This is a genomic window from Variovorax sp. W2I14 (assembly GCF_050435205.1).
Taxonomy (GTDB): domain Bacteria; phylum Pseudomonadota; class Gammaproteobacteria; order Burkholderiales; family Burkholderiaceae_C; genus Variovorax; species Variovorax paradoxus_C.
The window spans coordinates 6,883,002-6,906,502 of the sequence record NZ_JBNDJX010000001.1 but is presented as its reverse complement, the minus strand read 5'-3'; the positions used below and the strand labels follow the sequence as shown (position 1 = coordinate 6,906,502).

General features: G+C 69.3%; 3 protein-coding genes and 2 pseudogenes. All 5 read right to left on the bottom strand.

Annotated elements, in window-relative coordinates; genetic code table 11:
* Nucleotides 1–90 precede the first annotated feature (90 nt).
* Nucleotides 91–3,528, bottom strand: a pseudogene (locus QF040_RS32110) (amino acid adenylation domain-containing protein); the annotation flags it as partial.
* Nucleotides 3,525–19,565, bottom strand: a complete 16,041-nt coding sequence (locus QF040_RS32105; protein ID WP_429614279.1) for an amino acid adenylation domain-containing protein — start codon at nt 19,563–19,565, stop codon at nt 3,525–3,527. The gene QF040_RS32105 and the pseudogene QF040_RS32110, both read right to left, overlap by 4 nt.
* A complete protein-coding gene (locus tag QF040_RS32100; protein ID WP_429614278.1) occupies nt 19,562–20,980 on the bottom strand; it encodes an MFS transporter in 1,419 nt (472 codons plus the stop codon). Before QF040_RS32100 ends, QF040_RS32105 begins: the two co-directional genes overlap by 4 nt.
* A 735-nt stretch (nt 20,981–21,715) precedes the next feature.
* A pseudogene (gene queF / locus QF040_RS32095) lies at nt 21,716–22,595 on the bottom strand (NADPH-dependent 7-cyano-7-deazaguanine reductase QueF).
* Complete coding sequence (locus QF040_RS32090) at nt 22,592–23,494, bottom strand: alpha/beta fold hydrolase (protein ID WP_429614277.1); 903 nt, start codon at nt 23,492–23,494, stop codon at nt 22,592–22,594. Before QF040_RS32090 ends, queF begins: the two are co-directional and overlap by 4 nt.
* Between the last annotated feature and the right edge of the window lie 7 nt (nt 23,495–23,501).

Sequence of the window (23,501 nt, the reverse complement as noted above, 5' to 3'; positions counted from 1 at the left end):
GGCATCCCACGCGGCGTCCTCTGCAGCGGGTGGCGCGGGGATCGCGTTGTGCGGCACGTCTTCGACGCGTGGTGCGGTCCGCACCGCCTCGGCCATCGCGGCCAGTTCGGGCCGGGCGAAGACCGCGCGCGCGTCGATGGACCAGCCGCGGCGGCGCAGGTGTTCGAGCAACTGCACCGCGAGCAGCGAGTGCCCGCCGAGCGCGAAGAAGCTGTCGTGGCGCCCGATGCGCCCGATGTCGAGCAACTGCGACCAACTGGCCGCGAGCGCGAGTTCGATCTCGCCCTGCGGCGGCGCATAGGCGCGGTGGCCGAAGGCTTCGTCTCCCGGCGCGGGCAGCGCCTTGCGGTCGAGCTTGCCGTTGCCCGTCAGGGGCAGTGCCGCGATGCGCACATACGCCATCGGCAGCATGTGTTCGGGCAGGTGCGCGGCGAGCCTGCTGCGCAGTTGCAGCGGCGCCAGGATCTCGTCGGGCGACTTCGGCACCACATAGGCGACCAGCGCCAGCGCGCCGCTGCGGTCTTCCCGCGTGAGCACCGCCGCATCGGCAACGCCATCGAGCGCGCGCAGTTGCGCCTCGATCTCGCCCGGCTCGATGCGCTGGCCGCGCAGCTTGATCTGGAAGTCGTTGCGGCCCAGGTAGTCGATCGCCCCATCGGCGCGCCAGCGGCCGAGGTCGCCGGTGCGGTAGAGGCGGCCATGCCCGAAAAATGGATCGGCGAAGGGATCGACGAAGGGATCGGCGATGAAGCGCTCTGACGTCAGGTCCGGCCGGTTGAGGTAGCCGCGCGCCACCTGCACGCCGCCGATGTACAGCTCGCCCGCGACGCCGACCGGCACCGGGCGCAGCGCGGCGTCGAGCAGGTACAGACGGGTGTTGGCGATGGGCTTGCCGATGGGCACGGCATCGCGGTCGTCGTCGCTGCAGGTCCAGGCGCTCACATCGACCGCCGCTTCGGTCGGACCGTAGAGGTTGAACAACTGCGCGTGCGGCAGGCGCTCGCGGCATTGGCGCGCAAGAGCCGCCGGCAGCGCCTCGCCGCTGCAGACCACGCGCCGCAGCGTGTCGCAACCGCTCGCCGCATCCGGGTGCGCAAGAAAGACCTGCAGCATCGACGGCACGAAATGCAGCGTCGTCACGCCGCTCGCACGGATCAGCTCGCCCAGGTACGCCGGGTCCTTGTGCCCTTCCGGCCGCGCCAGCACCAGCCGCGCGCCGGCCATCAGCGGCCAGAAGAACTCCCACACCGACACGTCGAAGCCGAACAGCGTCTTCTGCAGCACGACGTCGTCGGGCGTCAGCGCGTAGGCCTGCTGCATCCAGTGCAGGCGGTTGACGATGCCGCGGTGCGCGTTCATCACGCCCTTGGGGCGGCCGGTCGAACCCGAGGTGTAGATCACGTAGGCCAGGTGGCCGTCGTGTAGCGCGGGGACGGAGGCATCCGGGCCGGCTGCGAAAGCGTTCGGGGGCGTGTCGCGGTCCGGCACCAGCGTGCGCGCGTTCGGTGAATCCGGCGAATCCGGCAGATGCGGCGCCAGTTCTGCATCGGCCAGCACCACCACGGGCCGGGCCTCGTCGAGCATCTGCCGCAGGCGCTCCGGGGGATGCAACGGATCGAGCGGCAGGTACGCACCGCCGGCCTTGAGGACCGCGAGCAAGGCGACCACCAGCATCTCGCTGCGCTGCATGAACACGCCCACGCAGGTGTCCGGCCCGACGTCCGATGCGCGCAGTTGCAGTGCCAGAAGATTGGCGCGGGCATCTAGTTCGGCGTAGCGGAGCTGGCGGTCCTCGAACACCAGCGCGACGGCGTCGGGGCACTGGGCCGCCTGGCGCTCGAAGAGCTGGTGCAGCAGCAGGCCGCGCGGATATTCGACGGTCGTGGCGTTGAAATCGCTCACCACTTTCTGGCGCTCGTCCTCCGGCAAGACGTCGATGCGTTCCAGCGCCCGCTGCGGCTCGCTTTCGAGCGCATCGACCAGCGCATGAATTGCCTGCGTGACGAAGCGGCCGATCCGACGCGCATCGACGCTGCGATCGATCTCGGCGGTGAGGCCGAAGCCGTCGCCGTGGTCGTCCACATGCAGCACGAACGGGTAGTTGGTGCGGTCGTGCCCGCCTAGCGATTCGATGCCCGGCAGCGGCGCGGCCTCGCCGTCGCGCTGGCTGTAGCGGTAGTTCAGCAGGCTTGCGAACAGCGGCGTGCCGGGCGGCAGGCCACTGCAGCGCTGGGCCAGGCTCAGCGACGCATGCTCGTGGCGCAGCAGTTCGGCCAGGTCCGCATGCACGCGGCGCAATGCCGCTTCGGTGCCGCCGTCATCCACGCGCACGCGCAGCGGCAAGGTGTTGAGGAACATGCCCATCGCGCGTGCTGCTTCGGCACCGGCCTGCAGGCGGCCGAACAGCACCGTGCCGAACACCACATCGCCCCGCCCGCTGCAACGCGCGAGCACCAGCGCCCAGGCCAGGTGAAAGACGCTGGCGGCACCGACGCCGCGCAGCCGCGCCTGTTCGCGCAGGCGCCACGCGAGCGAGGCATCGAGTTCGCTGCGCGCCTGCACGGCGCCGCTGCCGTCGCCGCGCACATCGACCAGGCCGAACGGCGCGGTGGTTTCCTCGACATCGCCCAGCGCGGCGCGGAAATACGCTTCGTGCCCGGCCTCGGCCGCGCCCTTCAGCGCCTCCGCGACGAAGCGGCGGAACGGCACCGGCGCCGGCAGCAGCGCGCGCCGGTCCTGCAGGATCAGCATGACCTCCTGCACCAGCAGTTGCGAGGCGGTGTGATCGAGGATCAGGTGATGGTGCTGCAACTGCAGCAGCCAGCGCCCGCTGCCGTGCTGCACCTCGATGGCGTGGCCGCGCAGCATCGGCGCACGGCGCACGTCCAGGCGCGCGCCGGCCAAGGCTTGCAAACAGTCCATCGCGTCTTGTTCGGGTGCGGCGGGCAGCACGTCGATGTGCAGATCAACCTTGCGATGAACCAGTTGCACCGGCTGCGCCAGCCCTTCCCAATGCACGCTGGTGCGCAGGATGTCGTGCCGCGCGATCACCTCGCGCAACGCCTGCACGAAGCCATCGAGCCGCTCGCGGCTGTCGAAGCACAGCAGCGTCGGCATGACGTAGGCATCGCTGCCCTCGCCTTCGCCCTCGTCTCCGCCTTCGTGCAACCGGTGATGGAACAGGATGCCCTCCTGCAGCGGCGCGAGCGGATAGATGTCCTGCACATTGCGCACGCCACCCGGCACCTGCGCCACCAGGCGATCGATCGCGCCCTGGTCGAGCGCGAGCAGCGGCAGCATCTCCGGCGTGATCGCCCCTGCCGCTTCGTCGATGCGGTACGCCAGCGGGTCGCTGCGCTCGCGTTCGCGCAGCAGCGCGATCAGCTCGGGCTTGCGCTCGCGCAGCGCCTGCACCAGGGCCGGATCGGCGAGCAGGCGCGCATCGCCCTGCAGCGCCAGCCGTTCGCCGTCCAGGCGCAGGGTGAGGCCGCGCGCGGCCAGCGTGTCGAGAAGGTGCGACGGGCTCACAGGACGATCTCCTCCAGTTGCACGGTCGCGGCGGCAAGGTCGGCGAGCGTCGGTGCGTTGAACACCATCTGCACATCGACCTGCAGTTGCTGCGCGCTCATCGCATGGATCAACTGGATCGCCAACGCCGAATGCCCGCCGAGTTCGAAGAAGTTGTCGTGGCGGCCGACCCGCTCGACGCCGAGCAGTTCGCGCCACACCGCCGCGAGACGGGCCTCGATGTCGCTCTCCGGCGCGGCATAGGCCTGCCGCGCGAGGCCGTCGTCGTCGGGCGGCGGCAGCGCCTTGCGGTCGAGCTTGCCGTTCGCATTCAGCGGCCAGGCCGCGAGCACGACGAAGGCACCGGGCAGCATGTAGTCGGGCAGTTGCGCGCCGAGCTGCGCGCGCAGCATGGATGGCTCCAGCGCCGCGCCCGGCTGCGCGAGCAGGTAGGCGACCAGGCGCGGCTCGCCAGGCGGCTCGGTGCTCGCGACCACGACGGCTTCGCGCACCCCGTCCAGCCGCGCGAGCCGCGCCTCGATTTCGCCCAGCTCGATGCGGTAGCCGCGCACCTTGACCTGGAAGTCGTTGCGGCCCAGGTACTCGATGGTGCCGTCCGCGCGCCAGCGGCCGAGGTCGCCGGTGCGGTACATGCGCGCGTCGGATTCCTGTTCGCTCGCGAACGGATCGCGCAGGAAGCGCTCGGCGGTGAGCCCGGGCTGCCCGAGGTAGCCGCGCGCGACCCCGGCGCCGCCGATGTGGATTTCGCCGGCCACGCCGATCGGCACCGGCTCGCCATGCACATCGAGCAGGTAGACGCGCGCGCCCGGCATCGGGCGGCCGATGTGCGGCACCGCACCCTCGACCGGGCCGCAGGTGGCGTCGACGCTGCATTCGGTCGGGCCGTACATGTTGTGGAACCGCACCGTGCCGGCCTCGGCAAGGTGCCGCCATGTCGCGGCATCGAGCGCCTCGCCGCCCAGCAGCAGCTTGCGCAGCGAACCCGCGCGCCGCTGCTGGCCGAAGCCGGCCGCGTGCAGCATGCGCAGGTGCGAGGGCGTGCACTCCATCGCCTCGATGGCATGGCGCTCCAGGAAGTCGAGCAAGGCGCCCGCATCGAGGCGGGTGCGCTCGGGCAGCAGGTACACGCTGCGGCCGAAGGCAAGCTGCCCCCAGGCCTTGACCGCCATGTCGAAACCGACCGAGGAATTCCACGCCACGCGCCGGCAGTCAGGCGCCGGGCCATGGATGCGCCGCTCCAGGCCGTGCAGGAAATTGAGCACGTTGCGGTGCTCGACCATCACGCCCTTGGGCACGCCGGTCGAACCAGATGTGTAGATCACATAGGCCAGATGGGCCGGCGTGAGGCCCGCCACTTCGGCATCGTGCGTGGGTGCATCGCGCCAGGGCGGCGATGCGTCGTCGAGGACCAGCACCTCGCAGCCTTCGGGCATGCGCAGCCGGTCGCAGAGGCGAGCATGGGTCAGCACCGCGACCGGCGCGCTGTCGGCCAGCATGTGGGCGAGGCGGTCGTCGGGATGCACCGGGTCCAGCGGCACGCAGGCGCCGCCGGCCTTGAGCGCGGCCATCAGCGCGACGCCCAGGTCCACGCTGCGCTCCAGGCACAGCGCGACGCGGTCGTCGGGGCGCACGCCCAGGCCGCGCAGATGGTGGGCGATGCGGTTGGCGCGGCGGTTCAGTTCTCCGTAGTCGAGCGCTTCGTCTTCATGGGAAAGAGCGAGCGTGCTCGGCTGCGCGGCGGCCTGCGCTTCGAACAGGCGGTGCAGCAGGCCGTCGCAGGCGGTGTGACGCGCGGCGTTGAACGCGTTCAGCACCTGCGCGCGTTCGCTTGCGGCCATCAGGCCGATGCGGTGCATCGGCGCGCGGGCATCGGCCACCATGCCGCGCAGCATCGACACCAGCGCATGCCAGTGGCGCCGCACCGTGGCCTCGTCGTACAGCGCGGTCGCGTAGTTGAACTGGCCGGCGATGCGTTGGCCCGTCGGCTCCAGATCGAGCGACAGGTCGAACTGCGCGCTGCCCGCATGGCTCGCGAGGTTGTCGAATTCGAGGCCCTCAAGCTGCAGACGTGCAGGCGGCGTGTTCTGCCACGCCAGCCGCACCTGGTAGACGGGGTTGAAGGCGCTCGAACGCGGCGGGTTGAGCGCCTCGACCACCTGCTCGAAAGGCACGTCGCGGTGTTGCTGCGCCTGCAGCGCGACCTGCCGGGCCTGCGCGAGAAGACTACCGACGTCGATGCCCTCGTCGATGTCGAAGCGCAGCGCCTGTGCGTTGACGAAGAAGCCGATCAGCGGCTCCAGCTCGGCGCGGTCGCGTCCCGCGATGCTGCTGCCGAGCACCACGCGCGACTGGCCGCCGAGCCGCGCGAGCACCGCCGCCCATGCCGCGAGCACCGCCATGTACACGGTGACGCCGTGCCGCTGTGCCAGCGCCTCCAGTTCACGCGTCAACGCCTCATCGAGCCCGACGTCGATGCTGGCGCCGCGGTAGTCCTGCTGCGCCGGCCGCGGCCGGTCGGTGGCCAAGCCGATGAGCGGCGGCGCATCGCGCAGACGCTCGACCCAGTGCTGGAGCTGCGGCCGCAGCGCCTCGCCCTGCAGGCGGCGGCGCTGCCATGCGGCGTAGTCGCCGTACTGGACCGGCAAGGCCGGCAGCGGATCGGGCTCGCCGCGGCGGAACGCGCCGTAGAGCACCGAGAACTCGTGCGCCATCACACCGAGCGACCAGCCATCGGAGACGATGTGGTGCATCGTGACCAGCAGCACATGGTCGTCCTCGGCGAGGCGCAGCAACTGCACACGCAGCGGCGGGTCGCGCGCGAGATCGAACGGCGCCGCGGCCTCGGCCCGGCACAGCGCGCGCAAGCCGTCTTCGCCGATTCGCCCGATGTCGCGACAGGCGAGTTCAACGCCCAGCGCCGGTTCGATGCGCTGCCGCGGCTCGCCGTCGACGACGATGAAGCGCGCGCGCAGCGACTCGTGCCGCGCGGCGATGCGATCCAGCGCCTGCTGCAGCGCGATGCGGTCCAGTGCGCCGCGCAGGCGCAGCGCGGCCGGCAGGTGATAGGCCGCGCCGACCTGCGCATCGATGCGCGTCACGTACCACAGGCGCTGCTGCGAATGCGAGAGCGGCAGCGGCTCGGCGCGGTCCGCCTTCGGGATCGGATCGGCAGCGACCGGCGCGGCCCGCGCCATCTCGGCGGCCAGTTCCGCGAGCCGCGGCCGGGCGAACACCGTCGCCAGCGACAGCTCGATGCCGAAGTGCTGGCGCAGTTGCGAGAGCATGCGCACCGCCAGCAGCGAATGCCCGCCGAGTTCGAAGAAGCCATCGTCGCGGCCGATGCGCTCAATGCCGAGCAGCGACGACCAGATGCGTGCCATCGCCCGCTCGTGCGCGCCTTGCAGTGCCTGGTAGCGGCGCTGTGCGTAGGCGCCGTCGTCCGGCGCGGGCAAGGCGGCGCGGTCAAGTTTTCCGCTGGCGTTGAGCGGCAGTGCGTCCAGCCGCACGAAGGCCGCGGGCAGCATGTGATCGGGCAGGTGTTCGGCCAGGCGCGCGCGCCATTGCGACGCGTCGGGCGGGTCGGGTGCGTCGTCGCTGACCACATAGGCCAGCAGGCGCTTGTCGTCGTCTTGTGTTTCGGTGGCGATCACCGCCGCTTCGCGAATGCCGCCCATGCGCATCAGCGCGGCCTCGATCTCGCCGGGCTCGATGCGGAATCCGCGGATCTTGACCTGCCGGTCGTCGCGGCCAAGGAACTCGATGGTGCCGTCGGCGCGCCAGCGGCCGAGGTCGCCACTGCGGTACATGCGCGGCATCGGCGCATTCGCGGACGGCGGCACGAACGGATCGGCCGCGAAGCGCTGCCCGGTCAGGTCAGGCCGATGCAGATAGCCCCGCGCGACGCCGGCGCCACCGATCCATATCTCGCCGACAGCACCGATGGGCACCGGCTCGCCGTGAGCATCGAGCAGGTAGATGCGCGCATTGGGCACCGGGCGGCCGATGCTCTGTGGCGAGTCCTCGGCGCGACAGAACGCAACGGTCGCGTTGATCGTGGTCTCGGTTGGACCGTAGGCATTGGCCAGGGCCGGGCGATGGCCACCGCGCCGCCACCACGCATCGAGCGCGGCGGCACCGACCGCATCGCCACCGATCACGACCTGGCGCAGCGACGGCGGCAACACCGCCTCGCTCGCCTGCGCGATGCGTTGCCAGAACAGCGTCGGCAGATTCGCCACGGTGAGCTTGTGCGCTGCGCAGAGCTCGCACCAGCGCCGGGGTTCGGCCAGCCATGCATCGGTGCGCAGCACGAGCGTCGCACCATGGCTGAGCGCACCGAAGATTTCCTCGCCGGCAACGTCGAAGCCGAGGCCCGAGAACTGCAGCACGCGGTCTTCGGCGCTGAAGCCGTAGAGCGACTGCAGCGCCGCGATCTGGTGGGCCAACTGGCGGTGCTCGACCATCACACCCTTGGGCGTGCCGGTGGAGCCGGAGGTGTAGATCACGTAGGCGAGGTGCGAGCCGTCTCCGGGCAAGTCGCTTGAGTCAGTGGCGGATGCGGGAACGGTCTCCCATGGCGCATGTTCGTCGAGTGTGATCGTCGTGCAGCCCGGCGGCGGTTGGAGGCGCGGGCGCAGGCCGACGTGCGTCAGCAGCACCCGGGGTGCGCAGTCGTCCAACTGCCATGCCAGGCGCTGGTCCGGATAGGACGGATCGAGCGGCACATACGCGGCACCGGCCTTGAGCGTGGCGAGCAACGCGACGATCACATCGAAGCCGCGCGGCAGGCACAGCCCAACGCGGTCATCGGCGCCGACACCGACGCTGCGCAGATGGCGAGCAAGCTGGTTGGCGCGCTGGTCGAGTTCGCCATAGCCAAGCCGTTCGCCGTCGTGTTCCAGCGCGGTGGCTTGCGGCCGCAGCGCGGCCTGGCGTTCGAAGGCGGCGTGCGCGAGCACATGTCCGGGCGGCGCCGACGCGCCATCGGCGAAGGTGTGCAGCAACCGATGCCCTGCGTCGGCATCGATCAACGCGATGCGATCGACGGGCCGGCCTTCGTCGGCCGCCATGCCGCGCAGCATCGCGACCAGGCTGTGCCAGTGGCGGCGCACCGTCGCCTCATCGAACAAGGCGGTGGCGTAGTTGAGCTTGCCGGCGATGCGGTCGCCCTCCTCCTGCAGGTCCAGCGACAGGTCGAACTGCGCGCCGGCCGGCAGGCTCTCGATGCGCTCGACGGCGAGGCCCGCCAGCTCCAGCGCCACGGCGGGCGTGTTGTGCCAGGCCAGCATCAGCTGGAACACCGGGTGGTGGGCCATCGAGCGCGGCGGGTTCAGCGCTTCGACCAGGCGCTCGAAGGGCACGTCCTCGCGCGCCTGGGCCTGCAGCGCGGTGCGGCGCACCTGGACCAGCAGGTCGGCGGCGGTCGGGCTGCCGTCCAGCGCGATCTTCAAGGCTTGCGTGTTGATGAAGCAGCCGATCAACGGTTCGATCTCGGCCCGGCCGCGTCCAGCGTGCGAACTGCCGATCACCACCTGCGGCTGGCCGCTGTAGCGCGCCACCACGGCGGCCCAGGCGGCCAGCACGACCATGTAGAGCGTCGCGCCGTGACGCTGGGCGAGTGCGCGCAGGGCTTGCGTGGTTTCGGCGTCGAGGGCGACCTCGAAGCTCGCACCACGGTAGTCCTGCAGCGCGGGGCGTGGCCTGTCACAAGGCAGTTCGACCAGCGACGGAGCGCCCTGCAATTGCGCGACCCCTTCCTGCAACCGGGTTTGCGCCGCCGCGCCTTGCAGGTGCGCGTGCAGCCACGCCGCATGGTCGGCGTACTGGACCGGCAGCGAAGGCAGGGACGGCACCTGCCCGCCCCGCAAAAACGCGCTGTAGGCGGTCGCGACCTCGCGCATCAGCACGCTCAGCGACCAGCCATCGGAGACGATGTGGTGCATGACCACCAGCAGCACGTGATCGTTGTCGGCCACGCGCAGCAGAAGGCCGCGGATCGGTGGACCGGCCGCGAGATCGAAAGGCTCGGCGGCGGCTTCGCGGCAAAGCGCTTCGATCTGCGCTGTGTCCGATCCGCCCGCGTCCTGCTCGCGCAATGCGAAGGCACATGGCGGGTCGATGTGTTGCCAGGGCTGGCCATCGACCGCGACGAAGCGCGTGCGCAAGGCTTCGTGCCGGGCCACGACGAGGTCCAAGGCGGCACGCAGGGCCATGCGGTCGAGCGCGCCACGGAGGCGCAAGGCGCCGGGGATGTGATACGCGACGCTGGCCTGCGCATCGACGCCGGCAATGAACCACAGGCGCTGCTGCGCGGGCGACAACGGGAGTGGCCGGCTGCGGTCGGCGCGCGGGATCGCGGTCAGTTCGCTGGGGCCGGCTGCGGCCACGCTGCGAGCCAGTGCGGCGAGGCGCGGCTGCGCGAACAGCGTGGCCAGAGCGAGCTCGGCATCGAAGCGCTCGCGGATGCGGGAGACAAGCCGGATCGCCAGCAGCGAATGGCCGCCGAGTTCGAAGAAGTCGTCGTTGCGGCCGAGTTGCTGCACGCCGAGCAGGTGCGACCAGATGTCGGCAAGGGCTTGCTCGATCTCGCCTTGCGGGGCTTCGTAGGTGCGGTGGCCGAACGCTTCGCCATCGGGTGCGGGCAGCGCCTTGCGGTCGAGCTTGCCGTTCGAGGTCAGGGGCAGTGCATCGAGCACGACGTAGGCCACGGGGACCATGTAGTCCGGCAAGCGTTGGCTTAGTTGGGCACGAAGTTGTGCGACGTCGGCATGGCCGGTGAGGTAGGCGATCAGGCGCTTGTCGCCCGGTTGGTCTTCGCGTGCGATCACAGCGGCTTCGCGCACACCATCCAAACGAGCCAGTTGTGCTTCGATCTCGCCCAACTCGATGCGATAGCCGCGCACCTTGACCTGATGGTCGTTGCGCCCGAGGTATTCGATGCTCCCGTCGTCGCGCCAGCGGCCCAGGTCGCCGCTTCGGTACATGCGTGCGCCGTCGAACGGATCGGGGAGGAACCGCTGCTCAGTGAGTTCAGGCTGCGTCAGATAGCCCTGCGCAACCTGCACTCCGCCCAGATACAGCTCGCCGACAACGCCGACTGGCACCGGGTTGCCTTGCGCATCGAGGACGTAGATGCGGCTGTTGCCAATTGGCCGGCCGATAGGCGGCAAGTCTTCCCACGCGTCTGCTGGGCCGCTCAACGTGTGCGCGCTGACCACATGCGTTTCTGTCGGGCCGTAGTGGTTATGCAGCTTCGCCTGCGGGTGCCTTGCGAACATGCGGCGGATCGCCGGTGTGATGCGCAACTGCTCGCCTGCGGTGATGACATCCCGCAGCATCGACAGTGGCTCGCCGCGCTGCGACCAGAGTTCGCTGAGGTTCTGCAGCGCGATGTACGGCAGGAACAAGCGTTCGATGGATTCTTCGGCCAGCCATTCGGCCAAGGCCGGCAAATCCTGCCGCAGCGACTCATGCAAAAGCACCAATGTGCCGCCGCCGGCGAGCGTGCTGAAGATCTCCTGGAAGGCGACATCGAAACCGAGCGCAGCGAATTGCAACGTGCGCGCAGGTTCAGGTAGCTGCTCGCGCTGCCAGGCCAGCAAGTTGACCAAGCCTCGGTGCGGCATCGCCACACCCTTGGGCACGCCGGTCGAGCCGGAGGTGTAGATCACGTAGGCCAGGTGCTCGGGGCGTAGGCCAATCTCAAGCGCGTGCAGGTTGGTTGTGGAAGCGTCGGCCCACACGGGTTCTGCCTCGTCGAGCAAGACCGATGTGACGCCAAGCCGCTCGGCCAGAGCCGCTTGACTCAGCACCGCCACCGGATCGCAATCGCGCAGCATCTGCGCCAGCCGCTCATCGGGATGCATCGGGTCGAGCGGCACGCAGGCGCCACCCGCCTTCAGCGTGGCCACGACCGCGACCACCAACTCGAAGCTGCGTTCGGCACAGATCGCCACGCAGTCGTCCGGCCCTACCCCGAGCTTGCTCAGGTGTCGTGCCAATCGGTTGGCCTGCTCGCTGAGTTCGCGATAACTCAGCTGCGCCCCATCGAGTTCCAGAGCGATGCGATCCGGATGCGCCGCCGCCTGCTGTTCGAAGGCCTCATGCACGAGCGCAGGCGCGGCGTACTCACACCGCGTTTCATTGAGGCCGCGCAAGACACGCTCGCGCTCTTCTGCCGGCAACGCATCGAGCCCCAGCAACGGCGTATCCGGCGCCTCTTCCAAAGACTGCGCAAAGGCTTGCAAAACCTGCTGCACGAACCCCGCGATGCGTTCGGCTGAGACCGCGGCATCGACCTGCACCGTCAGTTCGAAATCGCTCCCGTCGTCATCGACATACAGCCCAAACGGATAGTTGGTGCGGTCGCGCACATCGAGCAATCGCACGCCGTCGAGCACCTCTGCATGGGCGACGCGGCGGTGCCGGTAATTGAGCAATGCGGAGAAGAGCGGCACCTGCGCCGGCATCGCACTGCAACGCTGGGCCAGCACCAGCGGCGCATGTTCGTGACGCAGCAGTCCGCTCAGCACCGCATGCGTTTCGTGCAGCCCCTGCGCCAGCCCGCGACCACCGAGCACGATGCGCACCGGCAGCGTGTTGATGAACATGCCGACCGCGCGATCGGCGCCCGCACCGCCCTGCATGCGGCCGAACAGCACCGTGCCGAACACCACGTCGTCGCGCCCGCTGCACAGCGCCAGCACCCGCGCCCAAGCCAGGTGGAACAGGCTGGCCGCGCCCACGCCGTGGCGCATGGCGAGCGTGCGCAGCCGCGCCGAGAGTGCCGGTGGCAGCGTCAGGCGCGCCTCTTCGATCCGCGAGCCATCGCCTTGCACATCGACCAGGCCGAAGGGCGCGGTCGGCTCGTCGACATCACCGAGCATCGCGCGGAAGAAGGCTTCGTGCGCCGCTTCGCTCACACCCTGGCGCGCCTCTGCGACGAAGTTGCGGAACGGCACCGGCGGCGGCAACCCGTCGGCATCGCCGCGCTGGATGGCGTGGATCTCCTCCACCAGCCGCTCCAGCGTGGTGTGGTCCATCACGAGGTGGTGGTACGAGAGCTGCAGCAGCCAGCGCCCACCGGCGGCATCGTCGCGAGCGGCAAAGCCATGCAGCATCGGCGCGCGGCGCACGTCGATGCGGAGACCGCGCACCTGTGGATGCGCGCGAAGGCGCTCGGCTGCCGTGCCCGTGCCGGGCGCCAAGGTCAACGTGTCCACGGCGAACGCGGCGCGCCGCCACACGACCTGCACCGGCTCCGCGAGCTGCTCCCAGTGGACCGCGGTGCGCAGGATGTCGTGGCGCTCGATCACCCGCGACAGGGATGCGATGAAGCGGTCCATGCGCGGCCTGCTGTCGAATTCGAGCAGGGTCGGCAGCACATAGGTGTCGGCGTCGCGCTCCAGGAGATGGTGGAACAGGATGCCCTGCTGCAGCGGCGCGAGCGGATAGATGTCCTGGATGTTGGCCGCGCCACCAGGCGTGGCGCTGGCGATGCGTTCGATCGCGGCCGCGTCGAGATCGACCAGCGTCAGCATCGCCGGCTCGATCGCCTGGCAGTCCGGCGGAATCAGGTTCGGCGGCACGGCCACCGCAACGTCGTGCCGGATCGTCGCGGCCAGGGCGGCCAGCTTCGGATGCGTGAACAGCGAGCGGATGTCCGCCGACCAACCGCGCCGGCGCAGTTGGTCGAGCAACTGGATCGCCAGCAGCGAATGGCCCCCAAGTTCGAAGAAGTCGTCGTTGCGGCCGACCTGCCGCACGCCGAGCAGGTGCGACCAGATGTCGGCGAGGGCTTGCTCGATCTCGCCTTGCGGGGCTTCGTAGGTGCGGTGGCCGAAGGCTTCGCCGTCGGGTGCGGGCAGTGCCTTGCGGTCGAGCTTGCCGTTCGGGGTCAGGGGCAGTGCGTCGAGCACGACGTAGGCCACGGGGACCATGTAGTCCGGCAGATGCTTGGTCAGTTGGGCGCGAAGTTGTGCGACGTCGGCGTTCCCGATGAGGTATGCGACCAAACGCTTGTCGCCAGGTTGGTCTTCGCGTGCGATCACTGCGGCTTCTCGCACGCCGTCCAAGCGAGCCAGTTGTGCTTCGATCTCGCCCAACTCGATGCGATAGCCGCGCACCTTGACCTGATGGTCGTTGCGGCCCAGGTACTCGATGCTCCCGTCGTCGCGCCAGCGGCCCAGGTCGCCGCTTCGGTACATGCGTGAGCCGTCGAACGGATCGGCGAGGAACCGCTGCTCAGTGAGTTCAGGCTGCGTCAGATAGCCCTGCGCGACCTGCACTCCTCCCAGATACAGCTCGCCGACAACGCCGACTGGCACCGGGTTGCGTTGTGCATCGAGAACGTAGATGCGGCTGTTGCCGATCGGCTGTCCGATTGGTGGCAAGTCTTCCCACGCGTCTGCTGGGCCGCTCAACGTGTGCGCGCTGACCACATGCGTTTCTGTCGGGCCGTAGTGGTTATGCAGCTTCGCCTGCGGGTGCCTTGCGAACATGCGGCGGATCGCCGGTGTGATGCGCAACTGCTCGCCGGCCGTGATGACATCGCGCAGCATCGCCAGCGGTTCGCTGCGCTGCGACCAGAGTTCGCTGAGGTTCTGCAGCGCGATGTACGGCAGGAACAACCGTTCGATCGATTCCTCGGCCAACCATTCGGCCAGCGCGGGCAAGTCCTGTCGAAGTGCTTCATGCAGCAACACCAGAGTGCCGCCGCCAGCGAGCGTGCTGAAGATTTCCTGGAAGGCCACATCGAAACCGAGCGCAGCGAACTGCAACGTGCGCGCAGGTTCAGGTAGCTGCTCGCGCTGCCAAGCCAGCAAGTTGACCAAGCCTCGGTGCGGCATCGCCACACCCTTGGGCACGCCAGTCGAGCCGGAGGTGTAGATCACATAGGCCAGGTGCTCGGGGTGCAGGCCCAGTTCAAGCGCATGCAGGTTGGCGGCGGAAGCGTTGGCCCACACGGGTTCTGCCTCGTCGAGCAAGACCGGTGTCACGCCAAGCCGCTCGGCCAGAACGGCTTGACTCAGCACCACCACCGGATCGCTGTCGCGCAGCATCTGCGCCAGCCGTTCATCCGGATGCGCCGGGTCCAGCGGCACGCAGGCGCCACCCGCCTTCAGCGTGGCCACGACCGCTACCACCAACTCGAAGCTGCGTTCGACACAGATCGCCACGCGGTCATCCGGCCCCACCCCGAGCCGGCACAGATGCCGCGCCAAACGATTTGCCTGCTCGTTGAGCTCGCGATAACTCAGCTGCGCCCCATCGAGTTCCAGCGCGATGCGATCCGGGTGCGCCGCCGCCTGCTGTTCGAAGGCCTCATGCACGAGCGCAGGCGCGGTGTACTCGCACCGCGTTTCATTGAAGCTGCGCAAGACACGCTCGCGCTCTTCTGCCGGCAACGCATCGAGCCCCAGCAACGGCGTGTCCGGCGCCTCTTCCAGCGCCTGCGCCAATGCCTCCAGCGCCTCTGCCATGAACCCCGCCACGCGCCCCGCCGACACCGAGACATGGATCTCCGCCGTCAGCACGAAATCGCTGCCCAGGTCATCGACGTACAGGCTGAACGGATAGTTCGTGAGATCGCGCCCGCCCACGTAGCGCATGCCTTCCGCAATCTCGGTCTCGCCGAAGCTCTCGCCGCGGCTGTGGCGGTAGTTGAGCAGCGCCGAGAACACCGGCGTGTTCGGCGCGAGGCCGCTGCAGCGCTGGGCCAGCGTCAGCGGGGCGTGCTCGTGGCGCAGCAGTTCGCTCAGCGCGGCATGCGTCTCTCGCAGTCCCTCGGCCGCGCCGCGACCGCCGAGCGCGATGCGCACCGGCAGCGTGTTGATGAACATGCCCATCGCGCGGTCGATGCCCGCACCGCCCTGCATGCGGCCGAACAGCACCGTGCCGAACACCACGTCGTCGCGCCCGCTGCACAGCGCCAGTACCCGCGCCCAGGCCAGATGGAACAGGCTGGCCGCGCCCACGCCATGGCGCATGGCGAGCGTGCGCAGGCGCGCGGACAAGGCCGCAGGCAAGGTCATGCGCGCCTGTGCGACCTGCGAGCCATCGCCCTGCACATCGACCAGGCCGAAGGGCGCGGTCGGTTCGTCGACATCGCCGAGCATCGCGCCGAAGAAGGCCTCGTGCGCTGCATCGCCCACGCCTTGCCGCGACCGCACGACGAAATCGCGGAACGGCACCGGCGCGGGCAGGCTTTCGCCACGCCCCTGCAGCAGCGCCACCACCTCGTGCAGGATCAGCTCGGTGGTGGTGTGGTCCAGCGTCAGGTGATGGTGCAGCAGCTGCAGCAGCCAGCGTTGCGACACCGCATCGAAGGCCGCATGGGCCTGCAGCATCGGCGCGCGGCGCAGGTCCAGGCGCACGCGCCGCGCATCGGCATGCGATTGCAACTGCGCCTGCACATCGCCGTCGGCCGCGTCGAAGTGCAGCTCGTGCAAGGTCAGCGCGGCGCTGCGCCAGACCACCTGCACCGGCGCGTCCAGCCCTTCCCACTGCACGGCGGTGCGCAGGATGTCGTGCCGCGCGATCACCTGCTGCAGCGCCGACATGAAGCGGTCCAGCCCCGCGCGGTCGTCGAAGCGCAACAGCGCGGGCAGCACATAGGCATCGCCCTCGCCTTCGCCCTTTCTCTGCAGCAGATGGTGGAACAGGATGCCTTCCTGCAGCGGCGCGAGCGGATAGATGTCCTGCACGTTGCGCATGCCGCCCGCAACGCCGTCGGCGATGCGGGCGATCTGTGCCGGGGTCAGTGTCACCAGCGGCAGCATCTGCGGCGTGATGCGCTCGCATTGCGGCGGGATGGCGTTGGCGGGCACCGGTGCCGCGCCCTGCCCGGCCTGCGTCACACCGGCCGCGAGCGCGGCCAGCGTCGGTTCGGAAAAAAGCTGGCGGATGTCGACGTCCAAGCCTTCGCGCTGCATGCGTTCGACCAGTTGCACGGCAAGGATCGAGTGGCCGCCGAGCTCGAAGAAGTTGTCATGCCGACCGATGCGTTCGATGCCGAGCACGTCCGCCCACAGCCGCGCCAGCGCCTCTTCGGTCGCGCCTTGCGGCGGTTCATGGTCGCGCCGCTGCCAGGCGCGCGCGTCCGGTGCGGGCAGCGCCTTGCGATCGAGCTTGCCGTTCGGCGTCAGCGGCAACGCGTCCAGTACGACGAAGGCGGCCGGGACCATGTGGTCCGGCAGGTGCTCGCGCAAGGCGGCACGCGCGGCGGATGCATCGAAGGCATCGCCGGCCACGAGATAGGCAACCAGCCGCGTGTCGCCCGGCGTGTCCTCGCGCGCGATGGCGACCGCATCGGCAACGCCATCGAGCCGCAGCAACTGCGCCTCGATCTCGCCGAGCTCGATGCGGAAGCCACGGACCTTCACCTGCTGGTCGTTGCGGCCGATGTATTCGAGGCTGCCATCTGCCAGATAGCGGCCGAGGTCGCCGGTGCGGTACATGCGCGCGCCTCGCACATCGCTGAACGGATCGGACACGAAGCGTTGCGCATCGAGTTCGGGCCGGCGCAGATAGCCGCGCGCGACCCCGGCGCCGCCGACATACATCTCGCCCGTGCAGCCGACCGGCAGCGGGCGGCCGTGCGCGTCGAGCACGTACACGGCGAGGTCGGGAATGCGCACGCCGATCGGGCTCGCGCCGGTGCGCCCGGCGTCGGCGGCCTCCAGCACGCGGTAGGTGACATGCACCGTGGTCTCGGTGATGCCGTACATGTTGACGAGGCGCGTGCCCGCGTTGCGCTCGTCCGCATACCAGGGCGCGAGCGCCGCCGTGTCCAGCGCCTCGCCGCCGAGGACCACGCAGCGCAGCGCGTGCGGCGGTCCGGCAAGGCAGGCGGCAGTGAACTGGCGGGATGCGCTCGGCGTCTGGTTGAGCACGGTCACGCCCTCGTCGCACACCAGCCGATGAAACGCCGCCGGCGCGCGGCTGACCGCATGCGGCACCACCACCAGGCGCCCGCCGTGCATCAGCGCGCCCCACAGCTCCCACACCGAGAAATCGAAAGCGAAGGAATGGAACAGCGTCCACACGTCGTCGCGGCCGAAGTCGAACCACGTGCGCGTCGCATCGAACAGGCGGCTGACCTGCGCGTGCTCGACCATCACGCCCTTGGGCAGCCCGGTCGAACCCGAGGTGTAGATCACGTAGGCCAGGTGCGACGGCGCGAGCCCTTCGACCTGCGGGTTGCCGGCAGGCGCATCGGCCCACGGCGCGGGTTCATCGAGGTTGACCCGCTTGCACGGCGCCGGCGTTTGCAGGCGATCGAGCAAGGCACTGTCGCCGAGCAATGCCACCGGCGCGCTGTCTCGCAGCATGTGCGCGAGGCGCTCGTCGGGGTACACCGGGTCCAGCGGCACATAAGCGCCGCCGGCCTTGAGCGTGGCCAGGATCGCGATCACCATGTCGAGCCCCCGCGCGAGGCCGATCGCGACGAGGTCGTCGGGCCCGGCGCCCAGCGCGCGCAGGTGATGGGCCAGCTGGTTGGCGCGATGGTTGAGTTCGCCGTAGCTCAGTCGTTGATCTTCGAACTGCACCGCGATGGCATCGGGATGAGACGCGGCCTGCCGCTCGAACAGCGCGTGAATCAACGATGGCGCACCGGTATCGCAACGCGGCCGGTTGAAGCCGTGCACGACGCGTTCGCGCTCGGCCGCGTCCATCAGCGGCAGGTCGCGCACGCGGGTGGCGGGCGTATCGGTCGCGGCACGGCACAGGCCCTGCAGCCGCCGCAGATGCGCGGCCATCTCCTGCGCCGGGAACAGCACCGGATCGTGGTTGAACTCGATGTGCACCGGACGCCCGTGCTCGTAGTCGCGTACGTACACCGCCAGCGGCTGGCGCTCGTGGCCGTTGTGCAGCGGAAGCACCGTGCTGCGGATGCCTTCGAACCCCAGGTCACCCTGGAAGCTCTCGACCGACAGCGACACATCGAACAGCCCGCGGCGCTCGCCCCTGCCGGCCAGCAGCTCGCGGTGCAGGTCGGCCAGCGGATAGCGCTGGTGGCGATAGCACTGCTTCAGCTCGGCGGCGACGCGGCGCAGCGTCTGCGCGAAGCTCTCTTCGGGGTCGACCGCGATGCCGACCGGAATCGCGCCGGAGAACATGCCGGGCATGCGCCGCTGCGCCGCGCCGGTGCGGTTGTGCACCGGCATGCCGATCACCACCTCGCCTTCGCGGCCGCCTTCGTTTTTGCGCCCATTCATCAAACCCGCGAAGTACACCGCGAGCAGGGCCGCGAGGAAATGCGTGCCCGATGCGCCCTCGGCCGCCGCCACTTCCCCGAGGCGGTCGTGGTCGGCGCGGTCCAGGTGCCAGACGGTTTGTTCGACCTTGCGGCCGGCGCGGCCACGCTGCGCATGCGTGTCTTCGAACAGCGGCGCGGCCGGTTGCGCATGGCGCTGCAGCCAGAAGTCGCGGTCGGCGGCGTAGCGTGGCGAGGCCAGGTACTCGGCGTCCTTGCGGATGAAGTCTTCGTAGTCGTCGCCCGCACGGCCGTCGTCGGCCACCGCGGACTCGCCGCGCCCGAGCCGGTTGTAGGCGTCGGCCACGGCATTGCCGATCAGCGACACCGACCAGCCGTCCGCGATCAGGTGATGAAAGCACCCGAGCCAGTAGCCGCAGTCGGGCCCGACCTGCAGCCATTGCATGCGCCACAGCCGCTGGCCGTACAGCGCGAACGGAGCAAGGAACGCCGCGCGCAGGTGCGCCCGGGCGCTCGCCTCCGGATCGGCCTCGCCGCGGAAGTCGAAGCGCTGCAGCAATGCGTCGTCCACCTCGTCGGCGAAGCGCTGCATCGGGCCGCCATCGCCATCGTCACCGCCGCGCTCGAGCACGGCGCGCAGCGCCTGGTGGCGCCCGGCGACCGCGCGGATCGCCGCCTCCAGCCGGTCGGGGTCGGTCGGCCCCTCCAGGCGCGTGGCGACGCCGATGTTGTAGCAAGGCAGGTCGGGCGCGAGCGACTGGTCGAGCCAGACCGCCTGCTGCGGCGAGCTCAGGGGATGGAGGTCTGCGCGGCTGCTCATGGTTCGCTGCCGTCCGGCACCAGGGTTTCGAGCCGGCGCAGGCGCGGATGGCCGAGCGCGAGAACGGTCAGCACCAGGCCGATCGCGCCGCTCACGAAGAACAACAGGCCGATGCCGCGGCCCGGCCCGGTACCGAACCACGCGCCGACCGTGGAAACCAGCGCGCCGCCGGGGCGCAGCGCGGGCTCCAGCACCGCGTCGGCGAGCCAGCCGCCGGCCAGCAGCACCACGCACATCACCGCCATGTTGGACGCGGTGATCAACGCGAACACGCTGCCCTGGCGGCCCATCGGCGCCTTGCGCATCCACAGCGCGTGCGAACACGCGACCGAGGTGCTGCCGCAGAAGAGGCACACGAAGGCCGCCGCGCACCACCAGGCTGGCGTGGTCGCCCAGCCGGCCGCGAGCACCGCCGCGCACTGCACCGCGTCGCAGGCGAGCACCCACCGCATCAGCCCGCGCCGGATGAAGGCGGTGGCGACCAGCACCGAACCGAGCAGGCCGCCGACGATGCCGACCGACATCACGAGCCCCAGCACATCGCTGGAGTGGGTGGACAGCACCAGCGGCGTGACCAGCGTGGTCGCCAGCACCAGCAGGCACTGCACCAGCGCGCCGTAGCCGAGCAAGGCGGCCATCAGCGGTTGCTCCCGCAGGTACGCGAGCGCGCCGGAAAAGCTGGCCCAGGGCGATGTGCGGACGGGCGGGTCGCCGGCACGCAGACCATGGCGAGGCCCGCCGCGCACGTCGCCGCCGGCCCGCGTCAAGGCCGCGAACACCAGCGCGGCACCGGCCAGCAGCAGGCACAACTGCATCGCCATCACGCCCTGCAGGCCCATGCGCGCCATCAGGAAGCCGGCCGCGGCGGGCGCGCCGACCTGCACCAGCGCGCGGGAAATGCCGGTCAGCCCGCCGACCTGCGCGAAACGGTCGCGGGGCACGAAGCGGCTGACCGCCACCCGGATCGCCGGGCGGCGCAGCGCGCCGACCGCCGACGCGACCGCGGCGTAGGCATACAGCGCGCCGATGCCCAGGCGCCCGGACGTCAGGGCCAGCACGATCGCGAAGGTGCCGGCGATGGCCGCGAGGTCGCACGACAGCACCACCCAGCGCCGGTCGTGGCGGTCGGCCAGCGCGCCGGCGAATGGCGTGGCGAGCATCGCCGCCAGCGCGGCGGCCAGCACCGAGAACGAATAGTCCTGCGCGGAACCGGTGCGGGAGAAGATCCACACGCCCACCGCGAAGCTGACCAGCGTGGTGCCCAGGTCGAAGGCCGTCTCGCTCAGCCAGAGCAGCGCGAATGTGGATCGCGTGCGCAACGACGGGGCGGGAGGCGACGGGGTGATGAGCGAAGGCGAAGGGACCGGTTCGTCGCGGGGCGTGGTGGCGGCGGCTGGCACGGTCGCTTGTTGCATGGCGTGCGCTCTGTGAATTCCCACGTTCACCGAAACCGAAGCGCGGGCACGGTTAATACGAATTTCGCAGTGTTCGAATTATTGGATGCGGACACGGTGAGAAGCTTTGAAGTAGAGAAAGCCCATCGATTAAGAAAATTCGTTCCATTTCCATTGATTGCGGCCGCGCGCGCCACGCGAATAGCACGAACCATGCGGTGTTTATGTTTAAATTTGTTGGCAAAAACCCAATAGGAACTTTGGAATAGCGTCACCAAATTAATTACAAGATTCGTTCTGTTTCAATTCGTGGAGGTGGCGCAAATTTGCCCCTCCCTCAGAGGAGATCCAGTCTAATTCGAAACGCAATCCCGGTTTTTTGCTATGTGTTCAGATGACAACGAGGTACCGGCAATCGGGCAAGAACGGGCCTGGCGATATTCACCATGGCCGTCTGAAATAAACGACGTATTGTTTTAATTTGTTGGCGTAAATTCGCCAGAATGCGGGAACGGCGCCGCGCAATTAAGAAGATTCGTTCTATTTCAATGAACAGAACGACACAGCCACGTCACAAATCCAACAGAACGTATTGAGCCTTTTGACTGAAGGCCGAATCCCCGGAAATAGCGGGTGTTTTCCGTATTCGAGCGCGCAGGGGCAAACCGCCGGCCGTTGCAGCCGGAGGCGGGCGCCTCGAGACGGGCGCTCTTGCTCGCTGAGGTCACTCAGCCGCTGTGCAAGCGGCTGCTGGCCTTACTGCCGCGCGGTGCGGATGTTCGGCGGCAGCGCCTGCGGCCAGCTCGTGCGGAACGGGTTGATGTCCAGCCCGCCGCGCCGCGTGTAGCGCGCATACACCGCGAGCTTGGTGGGTTTGCAGCGGCTCCAGATGTCCGTGAACATCCGCTCGGCGCACGGCTCGTGGAATTCGTTGTGGTTGCGAAAACTCACGATGTACGCGAGCAGCCCGGCCTGGTCGATCGGCGGGCCGCTGTACCGGATCTGCACGCTGCCCCAGTCGGGCTGGCCGGTGACGAGGCAGTTGCTCTTGAGCAGCCGGCTGGTGAGGGTTTCGTTCACATGCACCTGCGTGGTGTCGCTGGTGAGCAGCTCGGGCGCGGGCTGGTAGTGCGTGCATTCGATGTCGAGCCGGTCGAGGTCCAGGCCGTCGATCTCGTGCACCGGCTCGCGATCGAAGAGGTCGGGCGTGAGCAGCTTCACGCCGATGCCGGCCGACTGGTCGCTGCCGCGCCACGCCGCTTCGGCCAGGTCGGTGCGCAGGTGCTCGCGCACCGCGTCGATGCTGGCGAAGGTGCTGTTGTTGAAGCTGTTGAGGTACAGCTTGAACGACTTGCTCTCGATGATGTTGGGCGTTTCGCAAGGAATGGTGAAGTGCGCGATGGCCAGTTGCGGCTTGCCGCGCGGGTTGAGCCAGCTCACTTCGAAGGCGGTCCAGAGGTCTGCGCCGAAGAAGGGCAGCGCGCCGGTCTTGATGCCCATGGCCTCGCGCTGCGTGGCTGGCGCGCGCGATCGGGAAGAGCAGCGACGGGTCGTAGTGGTCGGCGTAGGCCGAGGCGCGGCCAAGTTGCGATTGTTCGGGCGTGTTCGGGTTGTCAGGTTGGTTGTCGAGGCTCATGGCGTCTGGTCCTTGGCGTCCGCCGCATGGGCGAACGGGGCGATGTGGTTGGCGAGGATGGTGCAGACCTCGGGCGGCAGGTCGTGGCCCATGCCGGGAATGGAGATGAAGGTCGAGCCCGGAATGCGCGCGGCCGAATCCTTGCCGCAGGCGATGGGCACGAGCGCATCGGCTTCGCCGTGCAGCACCAGCGTCGGGCGCCGGATGCGCGCGAGCACGTGGGGCCGGTCGTCGTCGGCGCCGATGGCGAGCATCTGGCGCATCAGCCCGGCCGGGTGGTAGGCGCGGCGCATGCTGAAGGTGAGGCGCTCGGCCAGTTCTTCGTCGGTCTGCGGATAGGCCGGGCTCTGGATGAGCCGCAGCAGCCGGATGCTGTGCGCGACGAGCTCGGCCTCGCCCTTGCCCATCGGGCGTCGCATGAGCATCGCGGCCACTTCGCGGCGCGGGCCGGGCAGGCCGCGCGCGCCGCTCGAACTCATGATGCTCACGAGGCTGGCGGTGCGCTCGGGCGCGGTGGCGGCCAGGCGCTGCGCGATCATGCCGCCCATCGAGGCGCCGACGATGTGCGCGCGCTCAATGCCCAGCGCATCGAGCACGCCGATGGAATCGTGCGTCATGTCCTGCAGCGTGTACGCCGAGCGCACCTTCAGGCCGAGGCGATGGCGGATGGTTTCCCACACGATGTTGCCGACGCCCGCATGGTCGAAGCCCTGGCTGAGGCCGATGTCGCGGTTGTCGTGCCGCACCACGCGAAAGCCTTTGTCGACCAGTTGCTGCACGAAGGCGGTCGGCCATGCCACCAGTTGCATGCCCAGGCCCATGATGAGCAGGATGACGGGGCGCCCTTCGCCTCCGGTGTCGTCGACTTCGATCTGCAGCCCGTTGGCGGTGACTTTCATCGGTTCC